This window comes from Streptomyces sp. NPDC021224, assembly GCF_044332905.1.
GTDB lineage: Bacteria > Actinomycetota > Actinomycetes > Streptomycetales > Streptomycetaceae > Actinacidiphila.
Map to the genome: position 1 here is coordinate 316,821 of NZ_JBIRPW010000005.1, position 17,972 is coordinate 334,792.

General features: G+C 71.3%; 14 protein-coding genes. 13 read left to right on the top strand and 1 reads right to left on the bottom strand.

All coding sequences use genetic code 11. The annotated features are described in order from the left end of the window. Positions 1-38: 38 nt before the first annotated feature. The gene (gene clpX, locus ACH4PY_RS15610) at positions 39-1,322 is read left to right on the top strand and encodes an ATP-dependent Clp protease ATP-binding subunit ClpX (protein ID WP_398181564.1); all 1,284 of its coding nucleotides are present in this window, start codon (positions 39-41) and stop codon (positions 1,320-1,322) included. A 78-nt stretch (positions 1,323-1,400) separates the two neighbouring features. Here the strand turns inward: clpX and ACH4PY_RS15615 are convergent, their stop codons facing one another. After that, positions 1,401-2,456: a hypothetical protein gene (locus tag ACH4PY_RS15615; RefSeq protein ID WP_398181567.1), complete on the bottom strand. Its 1,056-nt coding sequence runs from the start codon at positions 2,454-2,456 to the stop codon at positions 1,401-1,403. Between the two features lie 113 nt (positions 2,457-2,569). Between ACH4PY_RS15615 and ACH4PY_RS15620 the strand changes: the two genes are divergently transcribed. The 12 genes from ACH4PY_RS15620 (at position 2,570) to ACH4PY_RS15675 (ending at position 17,935) form a co-directional block, all read left to right on the top strand. Continuing rightward, positions 2,570-5,200: a valine--tRNA ligase gene (locus tag ACH4PY_RS15620; protein ID WP_398181570.1), complete on the top strand. Its 2,631-nt coding sequence runs from the start codon at positions 2,570-2,572 to the stop codon at positions 5,198-5,200. 78 nt (positions 5,201-5,278) lie between these two features. Then, a complete protein-coding gene (locus ACH4PY_RS15625) occupies positions 5,279-6,847 on the top strand; it encodes a bifunctional folylpolyglutamate synthase/dihydrofolate synthase (protein ID WP_398181573.1) in 1,569 nt (522 codons plus the stop codon). 13 nt (positions 6,848-6,860) lie between these two features. After that, positions 6,861-7,196 (top strand): DUF4233 domain-containing protein, encoded by a 336-nt coding sequence (locus tag ACH4PY_RS15630; RefSeq protein ID WP_398181575.1) that lies wholly within the window; start codon positions 6,861-6,863, stop codon positions 7,194-7,196. Positions 7,197-7,254: 58 nt separating this feature from the next. Then, entirely contained in the window at positions 7,255-7,668 is a 414-nt protein-coding gene (gene ndk, locus ACH4PY_RS15635; protein ID WP_398181578.1) for a nucleoside-diphosphate kinase, read from the top strand. Between the two features lie 196 nt (positions 7,669-7,864). Further along, positions 7,865-8,887, top strand: a complete 1,023-nt coding sequence (locus tag ACH4PY_RS15640) for a rod shape-determining protein (protein WP_398182140.1) — start codon at positions 7,865-7,867, stop codon at positions 8,885-8,887. Between the two features lie 130 nt (positions 8,888-9,017). Beyond that, positions 9,018-10,019 carry a rod shape-determining protein MreC gene (gene mreC / locus ACH4PY_RS15645; RefSeq protein ID WP_398181581.1) on the top strand — a complete coding sequence of 334 codons (1,002 nt, stop codon included), beginning with the start codon at positions 9,018-9,020 and terminating at the stop codon, positions 10,017-10,019. 3 nt (positions 10,020-10,022) lie between these two features. Continuing rightward, on the top strand, positions 10,023-10,655 hold the full coding sequence (gene mreD, locus ACH4PY_RS15650) for a rod shape-determining protein MreD (RefSeq protein WP_398181583.1): 633 nt from the start codon (positions 10,023-10,025) through the stop codon (positions 10,653-10,655). Continuing rightward, positions 10,652-12,895, top strand: coding sequence for a penicillin-binding protein 2 (mrdA, locus tag ACH4PY_RS15655; protein ID WP_398181586.1), 2,244 nt, complete (start codon positions 10,652-10,654; stop codon positions 12,893-12,895). Before mreD ends, mrdA begins: the two co-directional genes overlap by 4 nt. Continuing rightward, the gene (gene rodA, locus ACH4PY_RS15660) at positions 12,892-14,091 is read left to right on the top strand and encodes a rod shape-determining protein RodA (protein ID WP_398181589.1); all 1,200 of its coding nucleotides are present in this window, start codon (positions 12,892-12,894) and stop codon (positions 14,089-14,091) included. Before mrdA ends, rodA begins: the two co-directional genes overlap by 4 nt. Before the next feature lie 93 nt (positions 14,092-14,184). Then, a complete protein-coding gene (locus ACH4PY_RS15665; protein WP_398181591.1) occupies positions 14,185-15,081 on the top strand; it encodes a CHAD domain-containing protein in 897 nt (298 codons plus the stop codon). A 75-nt stretch (positions 15,082-15,156) separates the two neighbouring features. Continuing rightward, the gene (locus ACH4PY_RS15670) at positions 15,157-17,109 is read left to right on the top strand and encodes a TIGR03960 family B12-binding radical SAM protein (RefSeq protein WP_398182143.1); all 1,953 of its coding nucleotides are present in this window, start codon (positions 15,157-15,159) and stop codon (positions 17,107-17,109) included. A gap of 13 nt (positions 17,110-17,122) precedes the next feature. After that, positions 17,123-17,935, top strand: a complete 813-nt coding sequence (locus ACH4PY_RS15675; RefSeq protein WP_398181594.1) for a hypothetical protein — start codon at positions 17,123-17,125, stop codon at positions 17,933-17,935. Positions 17,936-17,972 lie beyond the last annotated feature (37 nt).

Here is a 17,972-nt window from a genome sequence, read left to right on the forward strand (position 1 = left end):
TGAAGGCCGGCGGAACCCAGGCGAAGGGGAAAGACCTCGTGGCACGCATCGGTGACGGCGGAGACCTGCTGAAGTGCTCGTTCTGCGGAAAGAGCCAGAAGCAGGTGAAGAAGCTCATCGCAGGCCCCGGTGTGTACATCTGCGACGAGTGCATCGATCTCTGCAACGAGATCATCGAGGAGGAACTCGCGGAGTCCTCCGAGGTCCGCTGGGAGGATCTGCCCAAGCCGCGGGAGATCTACGAGTTCCTGGAGAGCTACGTGGTCGGGCAGACGCCCGCCAAGAAGGCGCTCTCGGTGGCGGTCTACAACCACTACAAGCGCGTCCAGGCCGGGGAGAACGGCCGCCCCGGGCACGAGGACGCGATCGAGCTGGCGAAGTCCAACATCCTGCTGCTCGGTCCCACCGGCTCGGGCAAGACGCTGCTGGCGCAGACCCTGGCCCGGATGCTGAACGTGCCGTTCGCCATCGCCGACGCCACCGCGCTCACCGAGGCCGGCTACGTCGGTGAGGACGTCGAGAACATCCTGCTGAAGCTGATCCAGGCGGCGGACTACGACGTCAAGAAGGCCGAGACCGGGATCATCTACATCGACGAGATCGACAAGGTGGCCCGCAAGAGCGAGAATCCGTCGATCACCCGTGACGTGTCGGGTGAGGGCGTGCAGCAGGCGCTGCTGAAGATCCTGGAGGGCACGACCGCGAGCGTTCCGCCGCAGGGCGGCCGCAAGCACCCGCACCAGGAGTTCATCCAGATCGACACGACGAACGTGCTGTTCATCGTGGGCGGCGCCTTCGCCGGGCTGGAGAAGATCATCGAGTCGCGGGCCGGTGCCAAGGGCATCGGCTTCGGAGCGACCATCCGCTCCAAGCGGGAACTCCAGGCGGCCGACCTCTTCCAGGAGATCATGCCGGAGGACCTGGTGAAGTTCGGGATGATCCCGGAGTTCATCGGCCGTCTGCCGGTCATCACCAGCGTGCACAACCTGGACCGCGAGGCGCTGCTGCAGATCCTCGTCGAGCCGCGCAACGCGCTCGTGAAGCAGTACCAGAAGCTCTTCGAACTCGACGGCGTGGAGCTGGAGTTCGAACGCGGCGCGCTGGAGGCCATCGCCGACCAGGCGATCCTGCGGCAGACCGGCGCCCGGGGTCTGCGGGCGATCATGGAGGAGGTGCTGATGTCGGTGATGTACGAGGTGCCGTCCCGCAAGGACGTCGCCCGTGTGGTGATCACCGCCGAGGTCGTGCACTCCAACGTCAACCCGACGCTGGTGCCGCGTGAGCCGCGCATCGTCGGCAAGGGCGAGCAGAAGAGCGCGTAGCGCCACCGCGGGCACGGATCCGCGGACACGAGGGGCGCCCGGTTCCGCACCGGGCGCCCCTCGTGTGTGCGGGCCGGGTCAGCCCAGCGGTACGCGGGTGTCCTGGCGGACCTTGAAGGTCAGGTCGGCGGCGTCCTTGAGCGACATGCCGGTGCCCAGCAGCGCGGCCTTGGGGTCGAGCGGCATGACGAAGCCGACGGTGCTGTAGTCGGACCACACGCACGCCGGTGTGGTGATCGTCTTGTCCCCCTCGCTCACCTTCACGTTCTGGCACTTCATCACGGCGTCGTCCATGCCGGCCGGGCTCTCCTTCTGCGGGGAGCCGACGGGTTCAAAGGTGCCGCCGTCCGAACTGTCGCCGCTCGCCTGATCCTTCTTGCTCGCCGCGGCCACGTAGGCGAGCAGCCCGTCGACGACCTTGTCCGGGTCCGCGACGGTGCCGTAGAGCCCGCCGAAGCGCAGCCCGGCGGCGGCCGCCGAGTCGCCCTCCGCGTAGTCGGCGCCGACGCTGTGCGGGTCGGTGATGCCCAGCGCGCTGAGCTGGGTGCGGTCCTCGGAGCTGATGGTGTCGTCCTCGGAGTCGTCGCCCGAGGCCTTCTTGTAGGTCTGCGCGACCGTGTCGGGCGTGGTGAGCTTGTACTTCTTGCCGTCGTTCTTGATGCCGCCGCCGCTGGAGCCGTTCATCAGCAGGACGACGCCGCCGACGATCGCCGCGACCACCACGACCGCGCCGACGATCAGGCCGGTCCGCCTGCCGCTCCCGCCGCCCTGCGGGCCCGCCGGGGGCTGCCCGTAGCCGTAGCCCTGCTGGGGCACCTGGCCGTACGGCGGCTGGCCGCCCTGCTGCGGGTAGCCGTAGCCGGGCTGCTGCCCGTATCCGGGCGGGGCGGGCGGCTGCTGGCCGTAACCCTGCGGGGGCGGCGGGGGCTGCTGGCCGTAGCCCGGCGGCGGCGGGGGCTGCTGCCCGTAGCCGGGCTGCGGCGGCGCGGGCTGGGGGTAGCCGTAGCCGGGCTGGGCGGGCGGCTGCTGCCCGTAGCCGGGCTGCGGCTGACCGTAACCGCCGGGCTGCCCGCCACCGTACGGATTCGGCGGCTGCTGCCCGTACGGGCCGGGCGGCGGCTGGTTGCTGCTCATGGATCGTCCCCTCCGTCAACGAATCCCCCCATCCTCGCGGACGCCGCGGGCGGGGGCGCCGTAAGGGGCCAACTGATTCGTAACAGCCCCGGCCGCCCCCGTAGAATCGGCGGGTGACCGACAACACTCAGCGCCCCGCCAGCGGGCCGAACAGCACCCCCGATCTGCCGACGACGTACGCGCCGGCCGAGGTAGAGGGGCCGCTGTACGAGCGCTGGGTAGAACGCGGCTACTTCACGGCGGACGCCAAGAGCGACAAGCCGCCGTACACGATCGTCATCCCGCCGCCCAACGTCACCGGCAGCCTGCACCTGGGCCACGCCTTCCAGCACACGCTGATGGACGCCCTCACCCGCCGCAAGCGCATGCAGGGCTACGAGGCGCTGTGGCTGCCCGGCATGGACCACGCCGGCATCGCCACCCAGAACAAGGTGGAGCAGCAGCTCGCGGACGAGGGCAAGTCGCGGCACGACATCGGCCGCGAGGCCTTCGTCGAGCGCGTGTGGCGCTGGAAGGAGGAGTACGGCGGGCGGATCCTCGGCCAGATGCGGCGGCTCGGCGACGGCGTCGACTGGTCCAAGGAGCGCTTCACGATGGACGAGGGCCTCTCGCGCGCCGTCCAGACGATCTTCAAGCGGCTCTACGACGACGAGCTGATCTACCGCGCCGAGCGCATCATCAACTGGTGCCCGCGCTGTCTGACGGCCATCTCCGACATCGAGGTGGAGTACCAGGACGACGACGGCGAGCTGGTCTCGATCCGCTACGGGGAGGGCGAGGACAGCGTCGTCGTGGCCACCACCCGGGTCGAGACGATGCTCGGCGACACCGCCGTCGCCGTCCACCCGGACGACGAGCGCTACCGGCACCTGGTTGGCCGGCGCATCAAGCTGCCGCTCACCGACCGTACGATCCCGGTCGTCGCGGACACCCATGTCGATCCGGAGTTCGGCACGGGCGCGGTCAAGGTGACGCCCGCGCACGACCCGAACGACTTCGCCATCGGCCAGCGGCACGGCCTGGAGTCGCTGACGATCATGGACGAGCGCGCGGTCATCACCGCGCCCGGCCCGTTCGCAGGCCTGGACCGCTTCGAGGCGCGGTCGGCGATCGTCGGCGCGCTGCGCGAGCAGGGCCGGATCGTCGCCGAGAAGCGCCCGTACGTCCACTCGGTGGGCCACTGCTCGCGCTGCCGGACGACGATCGAGCCGCGGCTGTCGTTGCAGTGGTGGGTCAAGGTCGGCCCGCTGGCGCAGGCGGCGGGCGACGCGGTGCGCGACGGCCGGGTCTCCATCCACCCGCGGGAGATGGAGAAGCGCTACTTCGACTGGGTCGACAACATGCACGACTGGTGCATCTCGCGCCAGTTGTGGTGGGGCCACCGCATCCCGGTCTGGTACGGCCCGAACGGCGAGACGGTGTGCGTCGGACCCGACGAGCAGGCGCCCACGGGCGAGGGCTGGACGCAGGACTCCGACGTCCTGGACACCTGGTTCTCCTCCGGCCTGTGGCCCTTCTCGACCCTCGGCTGGCCCGAGAGCACCCCGGAACTGGCGAAGTTCTACCCGACCGACGTGCTGCTGACCGGCCACGACATCATCTTCTTCTGGGTCGCCCGGATGATGATGTTCGGCCTGTACGCGATGGACGGCGTCGCGCCCTTCCACACCATCGCGCTCACCGGCCTGGTGCGCGACGAGCACGGCAAGAAGATGTCCAAGTCCAACCCCAACTCGGTGGACCCGCTGGACTGGATGGACGCCTACGGCTCGGACGCCGTCCGCTTCACCCTGGCCACCGGCGCCAACCCGGGCGCTGACGTGCCGATCGGCGAGGACTGGGTGCGGGCGTCCCGCAACTTCGCCAACAAGATCTGGAACGCCACCCGCTTCGCGCTCATGAACGGCGCCACCACCGAGGGCCCGCTGCCCGCGCCCGAGCAGATGTCGGCGGCCGACCGCTGGATCCTGTCCCGGCTCGGCCGGATCGTCGCCGACGTGGACGGCTTCTACGACGACTACCAGTTCGCCAAGCTCTCCGACACGCTCTACCACTTCGCGTGGGACGAGGTGTTCGACTGGTACGTGGAGCTGTCCAAGACCGCGTTCTTCAACGGCGGCGACAGCGCCCGGGTCTCCGGCCGGGTTCTCGGCGAGGTCCTGGACACGCTGCTGCGGCTGCTGCACCCGATCGTGCCCTTCCTCACCGAGACGCTGTGGACGACCCTCACCGGCGGCGAGACGCTCGTGGTCGCCGACTGGCCCAAGGACAGCGGCTTCCGCGACCCGGCGGCCGAGGCGGAGATCGCCGAGGTCCAGCGGCTGGTCACCGAGGTCCGCCGGTTCCGCACCCAGCAGGGCCTCCAGGACACCCAGAAGGTGCCCGCGCGGCTCTCCCTGGGCGGTACGGTGCTCGGCCCGCACGAGGACGCCGTGCGGCGCCTGCTGCGGCTCCAGCCCGCCGAGGAGGGCTTCCACGCCACGGCCTCGCTGCCGGTCGGCGGCGCCGTCGTCGAGCTGGACCTGTCCGGCACGATCGACGTGGCCGCCGAGCGCAAGCGGCTCGCGAAGGACCTTGCGGCTGCCGAGAAGGAGAAGTCCGACGCGCAGCGCAAGCTCGGCAACGAGGGCTTCCTCGCCAAGGCCCCGGAGAAGGTCGTGACCGGCATCCGGGCCCGGCTCGCCACGGCGGAGTCCGACATCGAGCGGATCACCGCCCAGCTCGCCGCCCTCCCGCAGGGCTGACGGGCCGGCCGGAGCACACGCGCGGAAGGGGGCGGCCCTGGCCATGAGGCCGGGGCCGCCTTCCGTAGACTGGACGGCGTGACCGACCTCCCCAGCCGTGGCGCCCCCGGCGACGACGCCTACGAGGCCTTCGATCCGGACGCCGCCCCGGACGCCGCCGCGTACGACACCGACGACGACGAGCGCACCGCGGGCGACGCGCCCCGTGAGGTGGACATGGCCGTCATCGAGGCCGGCAGCCGCACGCTGCGGGCGGGCGTCGCCCCGGCGTCCGCCGCGGACGACGTGCCGCGCCGCCCCGAGGACCCGGCGGTGGACCGCGAGCTGCGCGAGGTCGAGGCGGAGCTGCTGGCCCGCTGGCCGGAGACCAAGCTCGACCCGTCGCTGGTGCGGATGCAGGCCATGATGGACGTCCTCGGCGAACCGCAGCGCGGCTACCCGTCGATCCACATCACCGGCACCAACGGCAAGACCACCACCGCGCGGATGATCGAGCGGCTGCTGATGGCCTTCGAGCTGCGGGTGGGCCGCTACACCAGCCCGCACGTGCAGGCCATCACCGAGCGGATCAGCCTGGACGGCGCCCCGATCAGTGCCGAGCGCTTCATCGAGACCTACCGCGACCTCCAGCCGTACGTGCAGATGGTCGACGAGGCGCAGGAGCACCGGCTGTCGTTCTTCGAGGTCATCACCTCGATGGCGTACGCGTCCTTCGCCGACGCGCCGGTCGACGTCGCGGTCGTCGAGGTCGGCATGGGCGGCAGCTGGGACGCGACCAACGTGATCGACGCGCAGGTCGCCGTCGTCACCCCGATCGCGCTGGACCACACCGACCGGCTCGGCCGCACCCCGGGCGAGATCGCGGTGGAGAAGTCCGGCATCGTCAAGAAGGGCTCGACCGCCGTCCTCGCCCGGCAGCCCGCGGACGCCGCGCACACGCTGCTGGAGCGGGCGGTGCGGGAGGACGCGACGGTCGCCCGGGAGGGCCAGGAGTTCGGCGTCGTCGCCCGCGAGGTCGCCGTCGGCGGGCAGCTGCTGACGCTCCGCGGCCTCGGCGGCGAGTACGACCAGGTCTTCCTGCCGCTGTACGGCGAGCACCAGGCGCAGAACGCCGCGGTCGCGCTCGCCGCGGTGGAGGCCTTCTTCGGCATCGGCCAGGTCCACCAGCGCACCCTGGACCTGGACACCGTGCGCGGCGCCTTCGCCGCCGTCACCTCGCCGGGCCGGCTGGAGGTCGTACGGCGCAGCCCCAGCGTGGTGCTGGACGCCGCGCACAACCCGGCGGGCGCGCAGGCCACCGCCGCCGCGATCCGCGAGGCCTTCGACTTCACACACCTGGTGGGCGTCGTGAGCCCGAGCCGGGACAAGGACGTGCGCGGGCTGCTGGAGGCGTTCGAGCCGGTCCTCGCCGAGATCGTCGTGACCCGCAACTCCACCTCGCGGGCGATGGACGTGGACGAACTGGCGGCGCTCGCCGTCGAGGTGTTCGGCGACGAGCGGGTGCAGGTCGAACCGCGGCTGGACGACGCGCTGGAGGCGGCGATCACGCTGGCCGAGGACGAGGGCGCGTACGCCGGAGCGGGCGTGCTGGTCACCGGCTCGGTCATCACCGTGGGAGAGGCCCGGCTGCTGCTGGGTCGCAGTTGAGGGGCTTGATCTCATGCGCATGCTGTGTTCGACCACGCTGATCAGCGAGTTCTTCGTGGTCGGCTTCGCGGGTCTGGTCGCGATGAAGAACGAGGACCTGTCGGTGGGCACCGTGTGGACGGTGTGCGGGATCGTGATGGTGCTGTGCCTGCTGCTGTGCGGCATGCTCGGCCGCCGCGGGGCGCTCACGGTGGGCTGGGCGCTGCAGATCGGGCTGATCCTGAGCGGCCTCGCGGTCGGTACGATGTTCTTCCTCGGCGCGGTCTTCGCGGCTCTGTGGTGGGCGTCGATCCACTACGGGCGCGTGATCGACGAGGCCAAGGCCAGGAACGCGGCGCAGTCCGCCTGAGTGCGGCCTTGTAGGCTCATCGCACCACCGTCACCCGTCTTCCCCGCAGGAGCCGCCCGTGTCCACGCGCACCCTCGTCCTTCTCAAGCCCGACGCTGTCCGCCGCGGCCTGGTCGGCGAGATCATCGGCCGCATCGAGCGCAAGGCGGGCTGGACGATCAGCGCCCTGGAACTGCGCACCCTGGACCGCGGCACCCTGGAGCAGCACTACGCCGAGCACGTCGGACGCCCGTTCTACGAGCCGCTGGTGGAGTTCATGTCCGCGGGGGCGTCGGTCGCGCTGGTCGTCGAGGGCGAGCGGGTCGTCGAGGGGATGCGCGCGCTGGCCGGCCCGACCGACCCGATCGCCGCGGCACCCGGGTCCATCCGGGGGGACTTCGGCACCATCGTCCGGGAGAACCTCGTGCACGCGTCGGACTCGCCGGAGTCCGCCGAGCGCGAGATCAAGCTGTTCTTCCCCGGTCTGGCCTAACTCCCGCAACCGCGGGCGTAGCCCGTGGCCTGTCGGGAACCAAACACTCCGACACGGCGTCACCATTACTGGGGTCTGCTGTGTGTTCTGATGACAATGACGTCGGAGCCCCGGCCCGCGCGCCTCACAGGTCGCGACTACGATGGAATCTCCGCTCAAGCTCGGGAAGGCCAGACGTATCCTCATGGCGAACAACATGTCGTTCATCGGCCGTGACATGGCTGTCGACCTCGGCACGGCCAACACGCTGGTGTACGTCAGGGGCCGCGGGATCGTGCTGAACGAGCCATCGGTGGTGGCGGTCAACACCAACACCGGCGGCATCCTGGCGGTCGGCGCCGAGGCCAAGAAGATGATCGGCCGCACCCCGGGCAACATCGTGGCGGTCCGCCCGCTCAAGGACGGCGTCATCGCCGACTTCGAGATCACCGAGCGGATGCTGCGGTACTTCATCCTCAAGGTGCACCGCCGCCGCTACCTCGCCCGTCCGCGCATGGTCATCTGCGTGCCGTCCGGCATCACCGGTGTGGAGCGCCGCGCCGTGATCGACGCGGCCAACCAGGCCGGCGCGCGCACCGTGCACATCATCGAGGAGCCGATGGCCGCCGCGATCGGCGCGGGCCTGCCGGTCCACGAGGCGACGGGCAACATGGTCGTCGACATCGGCGGCGGCACCACCGAGGTCGCGGTCATCAGCCTCGGCGGCATCGTCACCGCGCAGTCCATCCGGACGGCGGGCGACGAGCTGGACAACGCGATCATCCAGCACATCAAGAAGGAGTACAGCCTGCTGCTGGGCGAGCGCACCGCCGAGCAGATCAAGCTGACCGTCGGCTCCGCGTTCGCGAACAAGGACGACGACGAGCACACCGAGATCCGCGGCCGCGACCTGGTCAGCGGGCTGCCCAAGACCGTCGTGATCTCCGCCGCGGAAGTGCGCAAGGCCATCGAGGAACCCGTCAACGCGATCGTCGACGCCGTCAAGACCACGCTCGACAAGTGCCCGCCGGAACTGTCCGGCGACATCATGGACCGCGGCATCGTGCTCGCCGGCGGCGGCGCGCTGCTGCGCGGCCTGGACGAACGGCTGCGGCACGAGACGGGCATGCCCATCCACATCGCCGAGACCCCGCTGGACTGCGTGGCGCTCGGTGCCGGCAAGTGCGTCGAGGAGTTCGAGGCGCTGCAGCGCGTCCTCGACGCCGCCCCCCGCAGATGACACGCGGCCCGCGGGCCGCCGCCTCGCGAGGCCCGGCCGCCCGCGAGGCCCGCACCCCAGCACAGTAGCTCCGACCGGCCGCTTGCCCACTCGGCGGCGGGTCCGATGAGGAAGGCACGGACTGGCGCCCGTGAGGGACACAAAGGAGAGCCGGCTGCTGCTGGTGCTGCTGGTGGTGATCGCGTTCGCGCTGATCACCGTGGACATCCGGGGCGGTGAGAACTCGCCGCTCGACCGGCCGCGGCAGGCCGCGGAATCCGTTTTCGGCCCGGTGGAGAACGCCGTCTCCGGAGTCGTCGACCCGGTCGGCAACGCGGTGGACGCGGTGCGCGACTCCGGCGACCGCAGCAGCACCATCAGCCGGCTGGAACGCGAGAACGCCGCGCTCAAGCAGAAGCTCGGCAGCAACGACATCACCCGCAACCGGGCCCAGGAACTCGACCAGCTCCTCAAGACCGCCGGCGCCGGGCAGTACACCATCAAGGGCGCGCAGGTCATCGCGATAGGAGCCGCGCAGGGCTTCTCCTGGACGGTCACCATCGACGCCGGCAGCCGCGACGGCATCACCCGCGACATGACGGTCATCAACGGCGACGGGCTCGTCGGCCGGGTCACCACCGTTGGCAACAGCACCTCGACCGTGCTGCTCGCCAACGACCCGGACTTCACCGTCGGCACCCGGCTGGAGAGCTCCATGGAGCTGGGCCTGGCCAGCGGCCAGGGCGACCGCCCGATGCGGGTGCAGCTGCTCAACGGCAAGGTCGCGGTGCACAAGGGCGACCGGCTGGTGACCTTCGGCTCGGAGAAGGACAAGCCGTTCGTGCCCGGCGTGCCGGTCGGCAAGGTCATCGGCGTCGACCCGTCCGGCGGCAACCTCACCAAGACCCTCCAGGTCCAGCCGTTCGTCGGCTTCACCCGGCTCGACGTCGTCGGTGTCGTCGTCCTCGGCCCGCGGACCGACCCGCGCGACAGCGTGCTGCCGCCCCGCCCGACGACCCCGCCGCCGCCCAAGCCCAAGGCGACCGGCACCCCGACCGCCCCGGCCTCCCCGGGCGGCGCCAACAACCAGGCCGACGGAGCGCTGCCGCCCGCGACGACCACCTCCACGCCCACCAGCAGCGGCAGGGACTGAGCCATGCGCCTGAACCGGATCGTGCTCCCCACCGTGCTGGTCGTCGTGGCGATGGTCGTCCAGGTCAGCGTGCTGGCCCGGCTGCACCTGCCGGGCGCGGTGCCCGACCTGCTGCTGCTGACCGTGCTGGGCCTGGCCATCAGCTACGGCCATGTCGCCGGCTGCCTCATCGGCTTCTTCGCCGGACTGCTCGCCGACCTCGCGCCGCCCGCCGACCACGCGGTGGGCCGCTACGCGCTCGTGCTGTGCGTCGTCGGCTACGCGGCGGGCCTGGCCAAGCCGGAGAGCGGCAGGCTGCGCACCGCCGCCGGGCCCATGCTCGTCGTCATCGGCGGGGCCGTCGCCACCACGCTGCTGTACGCGGGCGTCGGCAGTCTCGTCGGCGACACCGCGGGCGCCCACGTGGGCCTCGCCAAACTGGTCGTCACCGCGGCGATCTACGACCTGCTGCTCGCGCCCTTCGTGGTGCCGCTGGTCATGGCGATGGCACGGCACTTCGACCACGACCCGATGTCCGAGGACGTCTCCGGCGGCTACGGCGGCGGCCGGGCCGGACGCATCAGGACCGGTCTCGCCGCACCCCGCGGCGGACTGTTCGGCAGGGGCGGCACGATGGTCAGGGGGGCCAGGCGATGAGCGGCAACATCCCGGAGACCGGGCGCACCACCCGGGTGACGATCCGGCTGGTCATCCTGCAGATCCTGGTGGTGTCGCTGCTGCTCACGCTCGGCGGCCGGCTGTGGTTCCTGCAGATCCGCAACGGCCAGCAGTACGACGAGAAGGCCGCGAGCAACCACATCCAGCAGGTCGTCACCTCCGCCGTCCGCGGCGCCATCCTGGACGACCGTGGGGTGCCGCTCGCCGACAACGAGACCAAGCTCGTCGTCTCCGCCTCCCGCACCGACCTGCTCAAGCAGGCCGACGACGGCACCGCCGTGCTCACCCGGCTCGCCGGGGTGCTGGGCCTGACGCCGCAGGAGGTCATGGACAAGGTCCGGCTGTGCGACGCCAAGACGCCCAAGCCGTGCTGGAACGGCTCGCCCTACCAGCCCATCCCGATCACCGACTCGGCCACCACCCAGCAGGCCCTGCAGATCATGGAGCGGCGCGAGGACTTCCCCGGCATCACCGCCGAGCCCACCGCCGTACGCCGCTACGCCGGGCCCTTCAAGTCCAACGCGGCGCAGGTGCTCGGCTACCTCGGCCCGGTCACCGACGACGAGGTCAGCGCGTCGGAGAAGACCAAGGCGCCGCTGCTGCGCTCGGACCAGATCGGCCGCTCCGGCCTGGAGAGCGTCTACGACGACCAGCTGCGCGGCACCGCGGGCGTCACGCGCTACGAGGTCGACAACCTCGGCCGCGTCATCGGCAAGGCCGGCGACACCCCCGCCGAGCCCGGCAGCAACCTCGTGACCAGCATCGACGCCCGCGTCCAGGCGGTCACCGAGAAAGAGCTGAACGACGCGATGGTGGCCGCGCGCAAGACGTACGACACCGTCACGCACAAGAACTACAAGGCCGACTCCGGCGCCGCGGTCGTCATGGACAACCACACCGGCCGCATCATCGCCATGGCGAGCCTGCCCACCTACGACCCCAACGAGTGGGTCGGCGGCATCTCCGCCAAGGCGTACAACGCGCTGATCGACAAGAAGTCCGACTACCCGCTGCTGAACCGGGCCATCCAGGGCCAGTCCGCGCCGGGCTCGACCTTCAAGGTCATCTCCACCAGCGCCGCCATCAACGCCGGCTACGAGCCCGACGGCAAGTACATGTGCTCGTCCTCGATGCAGATCGGCGACCGCACCTTCCAGAACTTCGAGAACGAGAACTTCGGCTACATCTCGCTCGGCCGCGCCCTGGAGGTCTCCTGCGACACCGTCTTCTACGGGGTGGCGTACCAGGAGTGGCAGAAGGACGGCGGCACCAACCCCAAGCACCCCAAGGACTGGTTCTTCAAGACCGCCCACCAGTTCGGGCTGGGCGCCAAGACCGGGGTCGACCTGCCCGGCGAGGTCACCGGGCGCGTCCCGGACCGGCAGTGGGCCTCGGACTACAACGACGAGATGCACGACTACTGGTGCCGCACCGCCGCCCAGCACAAGAACGACAAGCAGAAGAGCCTGGTGGTCGAGAACTCCATCGAGAAGTGCGCCGACCACAACGTGATCCGCGCCGGTGACTCCGTCAACTACGCGATCGGCCAGGGCGACACGCTCGTCACGCCGGTGCAGATGGCCCGCGTCTACGCGGCCCTCGCCAACGGCGGCACCCTCTACCAGCCGACCATCGGCAAGGCGATCGTCAGCGCCGACGGCAAGACCGTCACCCCGATCGCGCCCAAGGCCACCGGCAAGCTCCCGGACACCAAGGCCACCATCAAGTACATCGACAACGCGCTGGCCGGCGTGGTCACCGAGGGCACCGCCGACTGGAAGTTCGGCGGCTGGCCGCAGGACAAGATCCCGCTGCACGCCAAGACCGGTACGGCCGAGGTCTACAACAAGCAGACCACGTCCTGGTTCGACACGTACACCAAGGACTACACGATCGTCATGACGATCTCCCAGGGCGGCACCGGCTCCGGCGCCTCCGGTGAGGCCGTCCGGCGCATCTACGAGGCGATGTACGGCATCACCAAGGACAGCGCCACGATCGACCCGAAGAAGGGCCTCATGCCCAAGCCGGTGAACACGCTGCCGAAGATCTCCGACGACGGCGTCGTGACGCAGGCCTCGTACACCGTGCCCGCCACCGACCAGTTCACCGTCCCCGCCGACGGCCCGGCGACCTCGGGCGGCGCCGCCCCCGCCGTCGCCGCGCTCGGCCCCGGCCGACCGGAGAAGCTGCTGCTCGGCAGGAAGTACTGGTCATGACCGCATCCGGCTACGCGAGCGTCCCCCGCTACACCCCCGAGAAGTCCACCCTCGGGAAGATCCTCGCGCGCGACTCGGTCTTCCGCCGGATGGACTGGGTGCTGCTCTTCGCGGCGCTGATGCTCACCGGCATCGGCACGCTGCTGGTCTACTCCGCGACCCGCGGCCGCACCAACCTCACCCACGGCGACCAGTACTACTTCCTGATCCGGCACCTGATGAACGCCGGGATCGGCACCGCCCTCGGCATCGGCACGGTCGTCATCGGCCACCGCCGGATGCGCGACGTCGTGCCCTTCTACTACGGGCTCGCGATCCTCGGCATCCTCGCGGTGCTCAGCCCGCTGGGCTCCACCGTCAACGGCGCGCACTCCTGGATCGTCATCGGCGGCGGCTTCTCGCTCCAGCCCTCGGAGTTCGTCAAGGTCGCGATCATCGTCGGGATGGCCGTCGTGCTGTCCGCCCGGGTCGACGCGGGCGACCGCGAACACCCCGACCACCGCACCGTCATGCAGTCCCTCGCGCTGGCAATGCTGCCCATCCTCATCATCCTGCTGATGCCGGACCTCGGCTCCGTCATGGTGCTCGGCGCGATCGTCCTCGGCGTCCTGCTCGCCTCCGGCGCGCCCAACCGCTGGATCTTCGGCCTCATCGGCTCCGGCATCGTCGGCGCCGTCCTGGTCTGGCAGCTCGGCATCCTCGACAAGTACCAGATCGACCGCTTCGCGGCCTTCGCCAACCCCGCGCTCGACCCCTCCGGCGTCGGCTACAACACCAGCCAGGCACGTATCGCCATCGGCTCCGGCGGCCTGCTCGGCAAGGGCCTCTTCCACGGCGGCCAGACCAGCGGCCAGTTCGTCCCCGAACAGCAGACGGACTTCGTCTTCTCCGTCGCCGGTGAGGAACTCGGCTTCGTCGGCGCGGCCTTCATCATCGCCCTGATCGGCGTCATCCTCTGGCGCGCCTGCGCGATCGCCCGCGGCGCGACCGACCTCTACGGCACGATCGTGGCCGCGGGCGTCGTGACCTGGTTCGCCTTCCAGTCCTTCGAGAACATCGGCATGACGCTGGGCATCATGCCGGTGACCGGCATCCCCTTGCCCTTCGTCTCCTACGGAGGGTCGTCGATGTTCGCGAACTGTATTGCCATAGGGCTCCTGCAATCCGTGAAGATGCAAAGACCCATGTCCGCGTAGGGGCTCCGCCCGTTTGGGGGGGGGTGCGTGGGAGGCGCCCCACGTGCCCCGGAAAAACGCTTGCCCGGCGAGGGCACGGGTAGCGTCAACCGTATGGGTGCCGAAGCCGGCCGCACGGCCACCTCGTACCTGGAAGCCCAGCTCGCAGCGCTCCACGCGCTGGACCCCGAGGTCCGCCGCGGCGAGCCGGACGCCGTCCACAAGATGCGGGTCGCCACCCGCAGAGCCCGCAGCGCGCTCAAGAGCTTCCGCCCGGAGCTGGCCCGGTCCGCCACCGACCCGCTGGCCGCGGAGCTGAAGTGGCTCACCGCCGAGCTGGGCGCCGAACGCGACCGCGAGGTCCTCGCGGAGCGCCTGGCGCTCCGGTTCGCGGAGCTGGAGCAGGGGGTGGGGCCGGCGCCCCCCGGCGCCGTCCGCGGGCGGCTGCACGCGCTGGGCACGGGCAGCGCCCTCGCGGCGCACGCGGCGGTGCTGCGCACGCTCGACGGCGCCCGGTACGCCGCGCTGCTCGGCGCGCTGGACGCGCTGACGTCCGCACCCCCGTACCGCGAGGCGGCGGGCCGCCCGGCGGGGCCCGCCGCGGAGGCGACCGTACGGCGGGACTTGGCGCGGCTGCGCTCCCGGATGGCGGCGGCGCTCGCGGCTGCCCCCGGCGCGGCGCGCGACACCGCGCTGCACGAGGCCCGCAAGGCGGCCAAGCGGGCGCGCTACAGCGGCGAGGCGGTGCGCCCGGTGCTGGGCGGCGCGGCGAAGGCGCACTCCGCGCGGATGAAGCGGCTCCAGGAGCTGCTGGGCGAGCACCAGGACAGTGTGATGTGCCGTACGGCCCTGGAGGGCGCGGTGGCGCGGGCGCGCGCGGCGGGGGAGGACCCGGGGCCGTACCAGGCGATGGCGCGGGCCGAGCGGTCGCTGGCGGCGCGGGCGCGGGCGGAACTCCCCCGGGCGTGGGCGCACGCGGACCGGGAGGCGCGGGCGGCCGGGTACTCTTGAGGGTCACCCGTCCCCGTCGGGGCGCGTCGCCGCCCCGGGACCACCGCCCACCGTCAGCTGATGAAAGTCGCCGAGATGCCTGTCGAGTCGGTCTTCCCGCGCTTGGAAGCACTTCTCCCGCACGTCCAGAAGCCGATCCAGTACGTGGGCGGTGAGCTGAACTCCACCGTCAAGGAGTGGGACGCCACCGATGTGCGCTGGGCGCTGATGTACCCGGACGCGTACGAGGTGGGGCTGCCCAACCAGGGCGTCATGATCCTCTACGAGGTGCTCAACGAGCGCGAGGGCGTGCTCGCCGAGCGCACGTACAGCGTGTGGCCGGACCTGGAAGCGCTGATGCGCGAGCACGGTGTGCCGCAGTTCACGGTGGACGCGCACCGCCCGGTGCGGGCCTTCGACGTCTTCGGCCTGAGCTTCTCGACCGAGCTGGGCTACACCAACATGCTCGCCGCGCTCGACCTGGCCGGTATCCCGCTGAACGCGGCGGACCGCACGGTGGACGACCCGGTGGTGCTGGCGGGCGGGCACGCCGCGTTCAACCCCGAGCCGATCGCCGACTTCATCGACGCGGCCGTGATCGGCGACGGCGAGCAGGCCGTGCTGGAGATCACCGACGTCGTCCGCGCCTGGAAGGCCGAGGGCCGGCCGGGCGGGCGCGACGAGCTGCTGCTGCGGCTGGCGCGCACCGGCGGGGTGTACGTCCCGCGCTTCTACGACGTGGAGTACCTGGCCGACGGCCGGATCGCCCGGGTCGTGCCGAACCGCAGCGGGGTGCCGTGGCGGGTGTCCAAGCACACCGTCATGGACCTCGACGAGTGGCCGTACCCGAAGCAGCCGCTGGTGCCGCTCGCCGAGACCGTGCACGAGCGGATGTCGGTGGAGATCTTCCGCGGCTGCACGCGCGGCTGCCGCTTCTGCCAGGCCGGGATGATCACCCGCCCGGTGCGCGAGCGCTCCATCACCGGCATCGGCGAGATGGTCGAGGCGGGCCTGAAGGCGACCGGCTTCGAGGAGGTCGGCCTGCTGTCGCTGTCGTCCGCCGACCACAGCGAGATCGCCGAGGTCGCCAAGGGCCTGGCCGACCGCTACGAGGACGACAAGATCGGCCTGTCGCTGCCGTCCACCCGGGTCGACGCCTTCAACATCGACCTGGCGAACGAGCTGACCCGCAACGGCCGCCGCTCCGGTCTGACCTTCGCCCCCGAGGGCGGCTCGGAGCGCATCCGCAAGGTCATCAACAAGATGGTCTCCGAAGAGGACCTGATCCGTACGGTCGCGACCGCGTACGGCAACGGCTGGCGGCAGGTGAAGCTCTACTTCATGTGCGGCCTGCCCACCGAGACCGACGAGGACGTGCTGCAGATCGCCGACATGGCCAAGCGCGTCATCCAGAAGGGCCGCGAGGTCACCGGGCAGAACGACATCCGCTGCACGGTCTCCATCGGCGGTTTCGTGCCCAAGCCGCACACCCCCTTCCAGTGGGCGCCGCAGCTCGGCGTCGAGGAGACCGACGCGCGCCTGGAGAAGCTGCGCGACGCGATCCGCGGCGACAAGAAGTACGGCCGCAACATCGGCTTCCGCTACCACGACGGCAAGCCCGGCATCGTCGAGGGCCTGCTCTCCCGCGGCGACCGCCGCGTCGGCGCGGTGATCCGCGCGGTCTACGAGGACGGCGGCCGCTTCGACGGCTGGCGCGAGCACTTCTCCTACGACCGCTGGATGCGCGCCGCCGACGCCGTCCTCCCGGCCGCCGGCATCGACCTCCCCTGGTACACCACCCGCGAGCGCACCGCCGAGGAGGTCCTGCCCTGGGACCACCTCGACTCCGGCCTCGACAAGGACTGGCTGTGGGAGGACTGGCAGGACGCCCTCGACGAGACCGAGGTCGAGGACTGCCGCTGGACCCCCTGCTTCGACTGCGGCGTCTGCCCCCAGATGGACACCCACATCCAGATCGGCCCGACGGGCAAGAAGCTCCTCCCGTTGAGCGTCGTCAACTCCCCGACCGGCGCGCCCGCGGGGCAGTGACAAGGCGGGGGTTGTGCGGGAGGTCGACGACCGGGAGCTCGCGGCGTACCTGACGGCCGTCGCGCTCGGGCAGATCCGCGCGCTGGCGGGCCGCGCGCGCCGTGAGGGAGCGGATCCCGCCGAGGCGCTGTCGCGCATCCGCTTCCTCGCGGACCTGTGCGACAACATGCCGCTCGGTCCGCGACGGCGGCGTCCGGCCGGCGCCCGCCGCCCGTCCGCGTACGACCGGGCGGTGCGCGAGCGCCCGATGAGCTACGTCTGGCAGGTCTCGGGCCCCGAGAAGCGGGAGTGGATGCACCGCGAGATCGAGCGGGCCGGTTTCCGCTGGACACCCCCGCCCCCGATCCCGCAGCCGCGGCCGGGACCTGTCGGCCTGTCCCCGCGCGAGCGCGCCGGGCTGACCTCGTGGCCGGTCAGGGCACCGCGTGAGGCGCGGGTCCTGAAGGCCTTGGACGGCGAGGCGCTGCTCGCCCTGCTCGGTGGGACGGGGGAGAGGACCGCGGAGCGGAGCGAGCACGGCGTCTGGCTGCGGGCGCACGTGGACCTGGCGTCGCAGCACTTCCTCTACCCCGACCCGGCTTCTCCCCGGCTGCCCGCCGTGGAGGGGCAGTGGTGGTGCGGGGCGCTGGTGCGGATGGCCGACGGCGAGCAGGTGCGCACGGCGCTGCGGATGCGCGCCGACGACTTCCGCGCCCTTCCGTCCACCGAGCCGCGGCTGCGGCAGCGCCGGCTGGTCCATGTCGCGCGGGCGACCGAGCGGGATCTCGGGCTCTGGGCGCGGGACCACGACCCGGTGTGCGGCGCGGGGCGCTGCGGACCGTCCTGAACATGTCGCCGTCCTGAACATGGCGCCGGCCTGTGCG

Bases quoted from the DNA above. Each gene is read 5' to 3' on its own strand.
- ACH4PY_RS15615 (WP_398181567.1), bottom strand. From the start codon at position 2,456: ATGAGCAGCAACCAGCCGCCGCCCGGCCCGTACGGGCAGCAGCCGCCG.
- mreD (WP_398181583.1), top strand. From the start codon at position 10,023: ATGCGCCTGAACCGGATCGTGCTCCCCACCGTGCTGGTCGTCGTGGCG.
- ACH4PY_RS15630 (WP_398181575.1), top strand. From the start codon at position 6,861: ATGCGCATGCTGTGTTCGACCACGCTGATCAGCGAGTTCTTCGTGGTC.
- rodA (WP_398181589.1), top strand. From the start codon at position 12,892: ATGACCGCATCCGGCTACGCGAGCGTCCCCCGCTACACCCCCGAGAAG.
- ACH4PY_RS15670 (WP_398182143.1), top strand. From the start codon at position 15,157: ATGCCTGTCGAGTCGGTCTTCCCGCGCTTGGAAGCACTTCTCCCGCAC.
- ACH4PY_RS15640 (WP_398182140.1), top strand. From the start codon at position 7,865: ATGTCGTTCATCGGCCGTGACATGGCTGTCGACCTCGGCACGGCCAAC.
- mrdA (WP_398181586.1), top strand. From the start codon at position 10,652: ATGAGCGGCAACATCCCGGAGACCGGGCGCACCACCCGGGTGACGATC.
- ACH4PY_RS15665 (WP_398181591.1), top strand. From the start codon at position 14,185: ATGGGTGCCGAAGCCGGCCGCACGGCCACCTCGTACCTGGAAGCCCAG.